This window comes from Clostridium hominis (assembly GCF_014287825.1).
Lineage (GTDB): Bacteria > Bacillota > Clostridia > Clostridiales > Clostridiaceae > Clostridium > Clostridium hominis.
The window spans coordinates 65,287-78,054 of the sequence record NZ_JACOOO010000037.1; the positions used below are offsets into that span (position 1 = coordinate 65,287).

10 protein-coding genes are annotated in these 12,768 nt (G+C 29.0%); 3 read left to right on the forward strand and 7 right to left on the reverse strand.

The annotated features are described in order from the left end of the window. Positions 1-3: 3 nt before the first annotated feature. Entirely contained in the window at positions 4-879 is an 876-nt protein-coding gene (locus tag H8S20_RS15600) for a branched-chain amino acid ABC transporter permease (protein WP_186860666.1), read from the reverse strand. Positions 880-1,151: 272 nt separating this feature from the next. Beyond that, entirely contained in the window at positions 1,152-2,303 is a 1,152-nt protein-coding gene (locus H8S20_RS15605; protein ID WP_032120294.1) for an ABC transporter substrate-binding protein, read from the reverse strand. Between the two features lie 744 nt (positions 2,304-3,047). Here H8S20_RS15605 and H8S20_RS15610 point away from each other — a divergent pair. Both H8S20_RS15610 and H8S20_RS15615 read left to right on the forward strand, forming a co-directional pair. Next, positions 3,048-3,644, forward strand: coding sequence for a hypothetical protein (locus H8S20_RS15610; RefSeq protein WP_186860667.1), 597 nt, complete (start codon positions 3,048-3,050; stop codon positions 3,642-3,644). 136 nt (positions 3,645-3,780) lie between these two features. Further along, complete coding sequence (locus H8S20_RS15615) at positions 3,781-4,185, forward strand: prepilin-type N-terminal cleavage/methylation domain-containing protein (protein ID WP_186860668.1); 405 nt, start codon at positions 3,781-3,783, stop codon at positions 4,183-4,185. 103 nt (positions 4,186-4,288) lie between these two features. On the opposite strand, the gene H8S20_RS15620 is transcribed toward H8S20_RS15615, so the two are convergent. From H8S20_RS15620 to H8S20_RS15630, 3 genes are all read right to left on the reverse strand, one after another. Further along, positions 4,289-5,536, reverse strand: a complete 1,248-nt coding sequence (locus tag H8S20_RS15620; protein WP_186860669.1) for a hypothetical protein — start codon at positions 5,534-5,536, stop codon at positions 4,289-4,291. Continuing rightward, positions 5,523-6,146 carry a signal peptidase I gene (locus H8S20_RS15625; RefSeq protein WP_186860670.1) on the reverse strand — a complete coding sequence of 208 codons (624 nt, stop codon included), beginning with the start codon at positions 6,144-6,146 and terminating at the stop codon, positions 5,523-5,525. Before H8S20_RS15625 ends, H8S20_RS15620 begins: the two co-directional genes overlap by 14 nt. Before the next feature lie 133 nt (positions 6,147-6,279). Next, positions 6,280-7,575, reverse strand: a complete 1,296-nt coding sequence (locus H8S20_RS15630) for a M18 family aminopeptidase (RefSeq protein WP_186860671.1) — start codon at positions 7,573-7,575, stop codon at positions 6,280-6,282. 229 nt (positions 7,576-7,804) lie between these two features. Here H8S20_RS15630 and H8S20_RS15635 point away from each other — a divergent pair, with 229 nt between their 5' ends. Next, on the forward strand, positions 7,805-8,983 hold the full coding sequence (locus H8S20_RS15635) for a cation diffusion facilitator family transporter (RefSeq protein ID WP_032120299.1): 1,179 nt from the start codon (positions 7,805-7,807) through the stop codon (positions 8,981-8,983). 51 nt (positions 8,984-9,034) lie between these two features. On the opposite strand, the gene H8S20_RS15640 is transcribed toward H8S20_RS15635, so the two are convergent. Both H8S20_RS15640 and H8S20_RS15645 read right to left on the reverse strand, forming a co-directional pair. Further along, entirely contained in the window at positions 9,035-9,817 is a 783-nt protein-coding gene (locus tag H8S20_RS15640) for a sulfite exporter TauE/SafE family protein (protein ID WP_186860672.1), read from the reverse strand. A 166-nt stretch (positions 9,818-9,983) separates the two neighbouring features. Continuing rightward, the gene (locus H8S20_RS15645; RefSeq protein WP_186860673.1) at positions 9,984-12,716 is read right to left on the reverse strand and encodes a tetratricopeptide repeat protein; all 2,733 of its coding nucleotides are present in this window, start codon (positions 12,714-12,716) and stop codon (positions 9,984-9,986) included. Positions 12,717-12,768: the final 52 nt, after the last annotated feature.

Consider the following 12,768-nt stretch of genomic DNA (forward strand, 5'->3'; position numbering starts at 1 on the left):
CACCTACACTTTCTCATTTACTTTCTTCCCTAATAAACCTGTTGGCTTAACAAGAAGAATTATTATAAGAATTCCAAACACTATTGCATCTGATAAAGTTGTAGATATATATGCCTTTGTCAATGTTTCTGTAAGTCCTATTAATAAACCTCCAACTAATGCTCCTGGTATACTACCTATCCCTCCTAAAACAGCTGCAATAAATGCTTTTAATCCTGGAATTGTACCCATATAAGGTTCTACTACTGTAAATGCTAAGGATACAAGTACCCCTGCTGCCCCTGCAAGAGCTGATCCTATAGCAAAGGTAAGTGAAATTATATTGTCAACATTTATCCCCATAAGAGATGCTGCTTCAATATCATGAGAAGCTCCTCTCATCGCCTTACCTACCTTAGTTTTATATACAATAATTTGAAGGAGAAGAACTAAGACTATTGATACAGCAAGCATTAATATTTTTGATGTTTCTATAGATAAAGCCCCTATTTTTATTACTTCCTTGCTTAATAACTTTGGAAATGCCTTAGGTGAAGGTCCCATTAACAACCTCATCCCGTTTTGTAATAATAACGATACCCCAATCGCTGTTATTAATAATGTTATTCTTGGTGAATTTCTTAATGGCTTGTAAGCTATTTTTTCAATAATTACTCCTACCAATGCTGCCCCAAGCATTGATACTATTAATGTTGGAATAAGAGATAATTTCAAAGTTGACCCACAGTACAATCCTACAAAAGCCCCAATCATGTAGATGTCTCCATGAGCAAAATTTATTAATTTAATAATTCCATAAACCATGGTATACCCCAAAGCTATAAGTGCATAAATAGACCCCAATGATAATCCATTTATGAGTTGCTGTATAAACTCCATACATCTTTCCCCCCTTCAAATAAATTGTTACATTTAGTTTATATGTGTTTCTATAATTCATTAAACACTTTATTGATATGAGATACTTACGTAGGCACATATGAGCTAGTATTTAGAGTTTCATTATTTCTTGAATTAAAAGTGCGTTAAAAAGTTTGTTCTGTCTGAACGTAGTGAGTTCACAAACTTTAGCAATTTTAATGTGAGAAATAATAGAAACTCTTTTGCTAGTGAATTAGTGCTGAAGTAAGTAGGTCATATTAATATCAGTTTTATGGATTAACCTTAGTTTCAAGTTTTGCTTCTCCATTTTCTATTTTTATTATTGATACTGATTTTTGTGGGTTTCTATTTTCATCAAATTTTATATTTCCTGAAATTGTTTCACCCTCTATATTCTTTAATGCTTCTTTAACTGCTTCTCCATCAGTTGAACCAGCCTTAGTTATAGCTTCTTCAAAAAGTTGTAATGTACTATAACTTAATGCAGCAAATGCATCTGGAGTTTGTCCATATTTCTCTTTATATGAATTAACAAATTCTTGAACTGCTTCATCTGTATCATTTGGAGAATAGTGATTTACAAAAAATGCACCTTCAACTGCATCTCCACCTATCTTAACTAGCTCTGGTGAATCCCATCCGTCTCCACCCATTAATTGTGAAGTTATTCCTATCTTTCTAGCTTGGTCAGCAATTACTCCTACCACGCTATAATAGTCAGGTAATACTAATACATCTGGGTTTGAACCTTTAATATTAGTTAATTGTGCTGAGAAATCTTTATCACCTTCATTATAAGATACATACTCTACAACCTTTCCTCCATTTGATTCAAATTGTGCCTTAGCAGCCTCTGCAATACCTATTGAATAATCCGAATCTTTGTTATAAAGAACTGCCATTGTCTTCGCCCCAAGGTTTTCCGTAGAATATTTTGCTATAACCTCACCCTGTGTTGCATCTATATAGCATGTCCTAAATACAAATTCTCCGCCAGTTGTGGTTAGATTAGTTTCTGTACCTGAAGGTGTAATCATTGGAACTCCATCAGCTGTAGCATTTGGTCCAACTGCATTAGCTGCCCCTGAAGTTACAGGCCCTAATAAAAGTCCAACTCCATCTTGATTTACTAACTTATCATAAGCATTTATAGCTTTAGTTGGATCTGCTTCATCATCTTCAAATTTTAATACAACTTGCTTTCCGTCTATTCCTCCATTTGCATTAACCTTATCTAAAAATATTTGAGCTCCATTCTTAACCGACTGCCCATATGTTGATGCTCCACCTGATAATGGTCCTATCGCCCCAATAACTATTTCATCTGAATCACCTGATGAACCTTGTCCATTTCCACAACCAACTAGCCCCATAGTTAGCATTGATATAGCTAATATTCCCCCTAATAATCTCTTTTTCATACTTTTTAGCCCCCTTTATTTATTGTTTTCAATACGTTCTAACTCAAATTAACTATTTATCAAATTGGCATTATTTTAGAAAACGTTTTATCAACTTTACAGCTTCATATTTGATAATATATTCAAAATATTGCTTTTTTATTATTAATTAGTTAATGTTGTTTTATATATTAACATCCTTTATTTACCATGTCAATACAATTTTTACAATTATTTAAAATTTGCCATTCTTATGTAAAATAAAAGAACTTTGACCACACTTATAGTTTTCTGCCTCATTAATGTAATTAAAATAATTACATTACTTACAGCTATAAACTATAACCTATCAAAATTCTAACAGTCCCTTAACACTTATGATTTGTAATCAAAAAGCCATATTTCATAACCTTTTTAAGTTACCAATTAAGATAACCTTTGTGTCCTTATATTAATGCAGTATGTTTGTTTTAAGGATTTCCGAGATTATGTCAACATCATATGTGTTGAATGCTTTTGAACCATCACCTCAAATATAAGGCTTATTAAAATATTGATAATTAAAAGATGGAATTATGCCCTAATATAATATTAGGTTCTATGACCCATCTTTATCATGTGAAATCAAAGTTCGTGAAGTAGTTTTATTCTACTTCTTACTTATGTTTTAACCCTTTTATTGTCCTATTATTCTAAATTTTTATTATTTTTTTTGATTTATGTTATAATAAACTTGTACCTATTTTATACTTTGGAGGAAATGTAATGAAAAGAAGAGTTTTATCACTAATTTTAATATCAGCATTATCACTATCTCTATTTGTTGGTTGCGGAGATGATAAGGCAAATAATAATTCTCAAAATTCTAATCAGCAAGAAGCACAACAACAACCTGAAAATAATAATCAACAAGATAACAATAAAGAAGATAATAAAGCTAATGAATCATCTACTGAAAATAACGATAAAGAATCCAGTATTGTTGAAGAAGTTACAAATGAAAAAATAGAAGCTAAATTTACTGAAATTATGGATTTCTTATATAACAGAGATTATTCTAACGAAGAAAAATCTATTGAAGCTGAAAATTACATAAAAGAAAATTTTACACCAGAAGGTGCTAAAAATATGATAAATAAAATAATATCTTATGGTGAAAAGGTTTCTTATTCTGATCTACTTATTACATTAGTAAAAAATATAGAAAATAATGACGATAGGTATGAATCAATGTATGAAATAAGATACAGTGTGTCTATCACTATAGGTAAACCTAGCATTTATTCGGATGTAATAGCTAAAGTTGTAGTCGATAAAGACGGTAAGATATTAATAGAAAGCATAAACGATTTTGAGTTTTAATAAGCTACCATTGGTAGCTTATTTTTTATTTGTTATTAAATATTATTTTTAACAACATTTACGTCCATTTAATTGAATATTTCTTTCTAAAGATGTTCATAATTTTGAGAGTAAGATTCAAAAATGGAGGATAATTATGACTTTAAAACTTAAAATAGAAACTACTCCTAAAAAATCTAAAAAACGCGCATTCACATTAATAGAACTAGTAGTTGTTATAGCAATTATTGCAGTACTTGCAGCAGCCTTCACCCCTAAATTGTCCGGATATATGGATGAAGCTAGAAAAGTCAGTGTTTTAGATCAAGCTAAGAGAGTTCTAACAGCCTATGAAAGTGTAAATCTAAAGACAAATGTATTAACAGAAAGTTCTGCTATAAGCTCAGTTATAAGTTCATCCGGAGGCCTTGTAACTACAGATGAAATAACAAAGATACCATTAACTTTCACTATAGCTCAATGTAGAAATATACTTAATACCGAAAAGTTTAACTTTACCATGACTAATGGTGTTGCTAATGCTCCAACTTCAATAAATTAATATTATTTTAACTCTCTATAAAGCAAAAATAGATTATTGATAAAAAATCAATAATCTATTTTTTTACTTTATTATCAAATATAATTTCTAAACACTAAAAATATTATTCCTTAGGAACAGCCTTTACTTCCATTGAATTAATCTTAATTCCTTCTTGACCTATAATACTGCCTATATTTATATATGCTTTATCAGTACTTTTATATTCTCCACATCTTACTTCAATATCTTCACTACCAACAATATTATTATTTCTATCTCTCATTGAAAACTTTGCATAAACAAAATTATCTCTCTCTATTATTTCTCCAACTAAAGTAATATTTAAAGTTTCTATAGTTTTTGCTCCATTTCTAGCTATATCACTAGGAGATACCGGATTGCTAACGTTTGTAACATTTCCGTATAACTCTTTATTTTCCGATTTATTATCCTTATATAGTTGATATGTTAATCTATTTCTAGCACTTTCATTACTATCTTTAACTCCTACAGCAAAATTTAATCCCTTACCATCAGTTGCATTTGTATTTAATAACTCTATATCTGCATTAAATATTATCTTTTCTTCTTTTAAATCAAAGCTCAAGTTTTCTAATACTGCATTAGCATTAGCTCCCACTATAGTATAATCATCAAATACTTTAATTTTACTCTTATTACCCTCAGTTGTTGCTACCCAGGATATATCTTTCAAGCTTACACTCTTTATATCTTCATTTCCATCATTACTTCCGTTGCCAGGAGTTGTACCTCCATTACCCTCTCCCCCATCGCTATTTCCACCACCAATATTATCATTAGATCCAGAATCTTTATTAGTTAATTGCTTAGCTTTAATATCATAAGTATAGCTAGCAATATTATCTAATATATCATTCTCATATATTTCTATATCATCATCTGTAATCCATTCTATTTTAGCTGAAACAACCTTTTCATTATTAGGATTTACTATAGTTGTATAGTGATTTTTTGACTCTGTTTGATTCACCCCATCTATGGTTAATGTCAAATACTCTATTAAGTCTTTAGCTCCTTCACTTGTTGACTTGTCTTTATTATTATTTTCACTCTTTTCACTTAAACTAATAGTAAATTCAACTGGATAATCATTATCATTTTTTAATTTTATAGTATCTGCCGATAATACATCTCCAGGCTTAATTTCAGATTCTGATACAAATTCACTATCTGCGCTTACTTCAAAAGTTGCTACACTTACCTTCTTATTTACTGTCTCAAACTTCTTTGTAAATCTAGCTAAACTCTCAAAGCTTAACGTACCTCCAATAATGAAACATAATATAATTCCTAAAAGTACAGCTATCTTTTTGTCAAATCTCTTCATTCTTTTCCTCCTCTTTTATATTATTTTTTTCTATTCTATCTATAAATAAATAAAACAAACATATTGATACTAAAATTCCTACCTTACTAATTGGATTCATGTACTTAAAATAATCTAAAATGTATCCTAGCATAGGTACTTTAAATACATATTTACTAACAATATTTTCACTCATTACTGTTGTATCATCTTCAACGTTGTTTCCATCCCCTTTAGTTATAAACATTGTCTCTTCATTTTGGTTAATAATCTCTGATACCCTATGAGTAATTATTGTATTTTCATCTATAAAGGTTATTATGTCACCTACTTTGATATCGTCACTTTTTACTTTCCTTGATATTAAATAATCTCCAGTTTTAATAGCTGGCTCCATACTTCCTGTACTAACTGTAAATCCATACAAGCCTAAAATATTAGGTATAATTTCTTTTCCTTCATAAACTCTATAAGAGGAAATTAAATATGATATAGCGCAAACTAGTACAAAAATCCAAATTATGTTTCCTATTTTTTTATTTAATCTACTTACTATTCTCACCTCCCAATTTATATAATTTTTATTTGGACGTCTTGATTCTAACCTTAAGGAAACACTTCTATTCACCATTTATTTACTTTTTTTATATTTTTATCAATTTTATTGAAATAAAAAAGAGAGTATTTCTACTCTCTTAATAATTATCTATCTAAAAATTGTACTTAGATTAATTTCAAATCTACCTAAAATCCAAACTTCTAGATTAAAGACTAAAGAACTCAGTGAATGCCTTAACAGTGTAGTAGTTGTCTTTAACAGCTGCTAACTCTCTTATAGAGTGCATTCCTAAAACTGGTGCTCCCATATCAATTACAGGAATATTTAATAACGCTGATGTGATAGGTCCTATTGTACTTCCACCTCTAACATCTGATCTATTAACAAACTTTTGGAATGGAACATTGGCTGATTCACAAACTGATGCAAATACTGCTCCATTAAAGCTATCTGTACTATAGCTTCCTGATGCAGCCATCTTAAGAACAGGTCCGTTTCCTAGTACTGGTCTATTTGTCGGATCGTGCTTATCTCCTAAGTTTGGATGTACTGCATGTGAAAGGTCTGCAGAAATCATTATTGAATTTGCTAATGCTCTATAATAGCTCTCTGTATCTTTTCCTAATCCTAATATAATTCTTTCTAAAAGATTATTTAATATTGATGATGAAGCTCCTTGAGCTGTTCTACTTCCTATTTCTTCATTATCTATACATACCATAACTTTAGTTGCATCTGTTGCTTTACTATCTACTAAAGCCTTAACTCCAGCAAATACCATCCATAAATCATCAAATCTACCTGAAGATATAAGCTCTTCATTCATTCCTATTAATGATCCTTTTTCATACTCATATAATCCAAGTTCAAAGTTTAATATATCTGTCTTATCAACATTAAGCTCTTGGGCTAAAATGTTCATTAAGTAATCTTCTCTTTCTAACTTATCATTTATAAGACCTAATAAAGGTAGTGTATCTACTTGTGCATTATATTTATAACCATTGTTTACTTCTCTATTCATATGTATAGCTAAGCTTGGAATTATTAATAATGGCTTATTTATATTAACTAATCTTATTTCTGGCTTTAATGGAGATGAACCTTTTACTGCAACCTTACCGGCAATACCTAATGGTCTATCGTACCAAGTACTTAATATTGGTCCTCCATAAACTTCTGTATTTAACTTTACATAAGTATTTTCAGAAATCATTTGTGGATTTGGCTTTATTCTAAATCCAGGTACATCTGTATGTGCACCTATAAGTCTAAATCCTGCCTCTTCAATATTTTCATTTCCAACTTCAAAAGCTATAAGTGCAGAATCATTCTTTACAACATAATGTCTATCGCCTTTTTTAAGGCTCCATTTATCAGCTTCCTTTATTTCAGTAAATCCAGCTTGGTTTAATATAGTCTTTACAGATTCTACTCCATGAGAAGCAGATGGACTGTTATATAAAAATTCTATAAGTTCTTGAGCTAATGCTTTTTCCATTTAATTCTCTCCCTTTTCAGTTTATTGGATATACTTTATAATATATCCTATTTTTATCTTTTTCTCAATAAGATATGATTGTTGACTTTTAGTTTTGGATAAATTAGGATAGAACTTGTAAGGAAACTCCTTACTAATATATGTTTGTATAAGTAGATTCAAATTACCAAATTTAGATTTGAATTTTAACTTAACGTTTTGCTAAAAATATTTCTGAGGTGTTTTTAATATGATAACAGATTACCTAATTAAAACATTCGTCAAGGATAATGAAAAAGTCGATAATATAAAGGTTAGAAATGCCTATGGAAACCTAGCTGGTGCTATAGGTATAATAGTTAACGTCTTATTATTTGCTATAAAATTATCTGTTGGCCTTTTAGCTGGATCAGTAGCTGTAATGGCTGATGCCTTTAATAACTTATCTGATGCAGCATCGTCTATAATAACTATAATTGGCTTCAAACTGGCTAATAAGCCTGCTGATGCAGAGCATCCTTTTGGACATGGTCGTATAGAATATATATCTGCATTAATAGTATCATTTTTAGTTATGTTAGTAGGACTACAATTTGTAAAATCTTCTCTTGAAAGAATAACTAATCCTGCTACTGTAAAATTTGAAGTTATACCATTTTTACTTCTTCTTGTATCTATATTCTTTAAATTATGGCTATCTAAATTTAATAAGAGTATAGGTCATAGAATAAACTCTTCTGCATTAAAAGCTGCTGCTACTGATGCTTTAGGAGATGTATTTACTTCAAGTACAGTTGTTATTTCATTTTTATTGGCCAAGTTTACTCAATTCCCTCTTGATGGGTATATTGGAGTATTTGTTGCTTGTGCTATCATCTATTCTGGATATGGACTTATTAAGGAAACTTTAAATCCTCTATTAGGAGAAGCTCCGGATCCAGTTTTAGTAAGCAATATTTCAGATATGGTTATGTCTTATGAGAATATTAATGGTATCCATGACTTAGTAGTACATAACTATGGTCCTGGAAGAATTATGGCATCAATCCATGCTGAAATCCCTTCTGATATTGATGTTATGACTATACATCATATAATAGATACTGCTGAAAGGGAAATCTCAAAAAAATTAAATATCTACTTAGTCATACACATGGACCCTATTTGTGTTGATACAGATGAAATTGTTGATGCACGAAAAGTAGTTGAAGATGTTTTAAAAACTTATCCATCAGTTAAATCTCTTCATGACTTTAGAGTAGTTGGGGAGAATGATATTAAAAACTTAATTTTTGATATCGTAGTAAATCCTCAAGACTTAAATGATTGCTTTACTAAAGAAAAACTAGCTAAGTTTATAGAAAGAGATATCAAAAAATTACATCCACAATTTAATTGTGTAATAACTGTAGATATAGAAATGATCTAGTTAATTAATAAAAAATAGTAGTACCACTTATTAGGGTACTACTATTTTTTATTAAAATGCTAATACATTAAAAACATTATATATATTTAATACTATTAATATTACTAAAAAGACATTAAACATTTTTAATATCTCTTCTGATTTCATCTTTTTATTAAGTTTTGATCCTATTAATCCTCCTAGTATTCCTCCAGCAATCATTAATAGTAATATTCCTATATCAACATTATGTATACTTCCAGCTTGTACTATACTTGCTAATTTAGATCCTTGTGAAAATAGCATTATCGCAACTGCATCTACTGCTGCTTCCTTTGGATTCATAGAAAAGAATATTGTTAATATGCATACATTTATAGGTCCACCACCAATACTTAAAAAAGAAGCAATTGTTCCAAGTAATATTCCTATAGATATACACGCTAGGCAATTTTCAACATTATAGCTTTTATACTTCTCTTTATTGTTCATATAAATATATATAAGAATAAATAGGATAGCTAGTATAATACTTTGGGTTATTGATACTATTAATTCATTAAATATAGAAAGTACTAAAGTCATTATTTGATCCCCTAATATCCCTCCAATAATAGCTCCAATACCAATTAAACCAGTCCTTCTAAAGTTTATTTTTGTTTTATTTCTAATTTGGTGTATTACTGAAACTACAGCCATAAAAAATACAGTAAAACATGATAAAACGCTAATAGTTACAACATTATAATGTCCTAAAAAATCAAGTATAGGTTTTATTATTATTCCTCCACCTAATCCTGATGCTGAACCAATTATCGTAGCTCCTATAGCTATTGAAAAATACATTAACGACATACTACTTCTCCTTTGTTATTATTCACAAAAAAATTAGCAGATCTTATATATTGATAAAACCTGCTAATTATATGCTTGTAAAAAACACTAACTTATACTTTTGTTAACAAATTTGTAACAACTATAACTATTATACACGTTATTATTAATTTATCAACGACTATGTTTATTTAATCATTGCATATATCATTATCATAATCAAAATAAATACTGAAATTATAGTAATTACATTAAGTGTTTCTTGCCTTGAAAATTTCTTTTTATATTTTTTCTTAGTTCTCTTGATATTATAGAATACGGCTTGTTTCTTTAGTTCATAATAATTTTTATCATCTGTTTTATCTCTCATATTGTACCATTCTAGTAAATCATTTATTGCTTCATATATCCCCTTATCAACCATATCTCTTAGATCTTTAACGATCATAATCTCTTCTTCAGTCACTATTGAGTTTTCTTCTTTCTTCCTTAATATATCTTTCAGATAAATATAGTTACATTTTTTTATTCCAAGTTCTTTTCCTGCCATAGCTGATTTAAAGTATTCTTCGTATTTTTTATCTTTATATAAATTATTATTATATAAATATACGGCTAAATTTCCATAGCAATCAGGATTTCCTAGGTCTATTCCTTCCATATAGGTGCTTATTATTTCGTCTTGTGACATGGATATTAATGATTTTTCTGCTAATACAGACCTTAAGTTATCAGCTGTTCCTTTATCTATATCTTCTATTTCCTTTATTATTTCTTTTGCTCTATTTTCATCTTTTTCTACGCCAATTCCTGCTAAACAATAATAAGCTAGCTTACATTTACCTTTTAATGCATCTAATTCTATAAGATTAAACACATATTTTAATGCTTTAATATCGCTTTTACTGTTTCCCATTCCTAATTCATATATATTTATAAGATTTTCTATAGCTTCAATATCATTATGCTCTGCTGCTTTTGTGTATAATTTTATAGATTCGTTTATATCTTGTGGTAAAAATTTACCTACCTTATACCAAGAAGCAAGCTTAACTATAGCTTTCACATAATCTTTATCTGCAGCCATTCTATAATATGAATAGGCTCTCTCTAAGTTTTTCTCTACAGCAATTCCTTTTTCATATATATAGCCATACTGAAAAAGTGAACCAACTACACCATTAATAAAGCCAAACTCTAAGTATTCTAATAGCTTCTTTTCATTTATATCCTTACCATCCTTTTTCTCTGCTAACATTAGAAATGCTAAATATTCAGCTGCAAATTGTGATTTTAACTCATAAGCCTCTTCTAATAATTTTTTAACTATTCTTGTAGTATCTTCCCCAAATTTATTAACTCTAAGATATGCTATAGCAAGCATATACATAGCATGTGGTGCCTTGTTTTCTGTTGCTATTTCTATATATTTTATAGCTTTTTCTGTATCTCTTTTTACTAATTCACCATTGTAATACATTATCCCTAATCTTTGTATACACTTTAGATCTCCCTCTTTACTACCCATATCATATAGATCTATAGCTTCATCAATCATATTTTCATCTTCATACATCTTACCAACTTTAAAGAATATATTTGTATTTCCACACTCTATACTTTTGTTATATAAATCTAGTGCTTTCATTACATCCTTATCTACATATAATCCTGAATAATACATATCAGCTAAAGATTCTATACAATCTGTATCAAAAGCTTCATAACCCTTCTTTAAATAATGATATGCCTTTTCATAATTTATTTCAAAGCATATTCCCTCTAAGTAAGATTTTCCTATAATATAATAAGCATCTTCATAATCATTTTCCGCAGCCTTCTCTAGCCAATAATATGCTCTTACTATATTCCTTTCACATCCCTCTCCAGTCTTATACATATAAGATAAAGCATGTTGTGCTGCTGGCAGATTATCTTCTGCAGCTTTCTTGTACCACTTAAATGCAAATTTTAAATTTTTCTCTATTCCATAGCCATTATAATACATTCGTCCCAATTGATAATAAGCAGGACTATACTCACTTTCAGAACTCTTTCCAAACCATATTAGAGCTTTTTGATAGTCCTTTTTTACTCCTGTTCCATTTAAATATAAACAGCCTAATGAATATTGAGCAAATGAATTCCCTTTTACTGCAGATCTGCTATACCACTTATTTGCTAACTCATAATTTCTTTCAACAGCAAAGCCTCTCTCATAAAATAACCCTAAATAAGCTTCTGCTATTTCACTATCATATTTAGCTGCCTCTATAAAATTCTTAAATGCTTCTTTATTATTCTTTTCTACGCCTCTTCCTAGATAATAATTTTCTCCAGCTTCAACTAATCTTGAAACCTTCTCTTTTATTTCATCAGAATCTTTATCTTCACCAGATCCTTCACTTTCATATAAAGCTATTTTATTTTCTTCTTTATCTTCAACTTTATTATTTTCATTATCATTTAAATATTGTGTAAATATACTTTTTTCATCCTCATCTAATCCATTTAATATAAGTGAATAATTTTCTTCACCACATTTTACAGCCATAAATACTAAAACTTCATATATTTTACCCTTGTATTTATCTATAAAATCATTAAACCATTCTATCTCATCTTCATCACTTCTACACTGATAATAAATATTTACCTGAGATAAAATCAATAGTATAGCTCTATAAATTTTTACTGTTATTAACTCCTTATTATATAACCTGGTTATATTTTCATTTAACCCTACCTTATCATCATATAAAATTTTATTTTTATCATAAATAATTAAAATTATATATTCAATTATGCTCTTAAAGTGAATCACTATATCTTTTCCTTTATAGTTGAAGATATTATTAATTTCAGTATATAACTTTCTAAATTCTACCTTCAGAAAATCCAAATTAAGTCTATTTTCCATCTTGCCTCCCTATGCAATATTAATATCTATTACTATTTTATTAGTCAGCAAG

Bases quoted from the DNA above. Each gene is read 5' to 3' on its own strand.
- H8S20_RS15610 (WP_186860667.1), top strand. From the start codon at position 3,048: ATGAAAAGAAGAGTTTTATCACTAATTTTAATATCAGCATTATCACTA.
- H8S20_RS15645 (WP_186860673.1), bottom strand. From the start codon at position 12,716: ATGGAAAATAGACTTAATTTGGATTTTCTGAAGGTAGAATTTAGAAAG.
- H8S20_RS15620 (WP_186860669.1), bottom strand. From the start codon at position 5,536: ATGAAGAGATTTGACAAAAAGATAGCTGTACTTTTAGGAATTATATTA.
- H8S20_RS15625 (WP_186860670.1), bottom strand. From the start codon at position 6,146: ATGGTGAATAGAAGTGTTTCCTTAAGGTTAGAATCAAGACGTCCAAAT.
- H8S20_RS15605 (WP_032120294.1), bottom strand. From the start codon at position 2,303: ATGAAAAAGAGATTATTAGGGGGAATATTAGCTATATCAATGCTAACT.
- H8S20_RS15640 (WP_186860672.1), bottom strand. From the start codon at position 9,817: ATGTCGTTAATGTATTTTTCAATAGCTATAGGAGCTACGATAATTGGT.
- H8S20_RS15600 (WP_186860666.1), bottom strand. From the start codon at position 879: ATGGAGTTTATACAGCAACTCATAAATGGATTATCATTGGGGTCTATT.
- H8S20_RS15615 (WP_186860668.1), top strand. From the start codon at position 3,781: ATGACTTTAAAACTTAAAATAGAAACTACTCCTAAAAAATCTAAAAAA.
- H8S20_RS15635 (WP_032120299.1), top strand. From the start codon at position 7,805: ATGATAACAGATTACCTAATTAAAACATTCGTCAAGGATAATGAAAAA.
- H8S20_RS15630 (WP_186860671.1), bottom strand. From the start codon at position 7,575: ATGGAAAAAGCATTAGCTCAAGAACTTATAGAATTTTTATATAACAGT.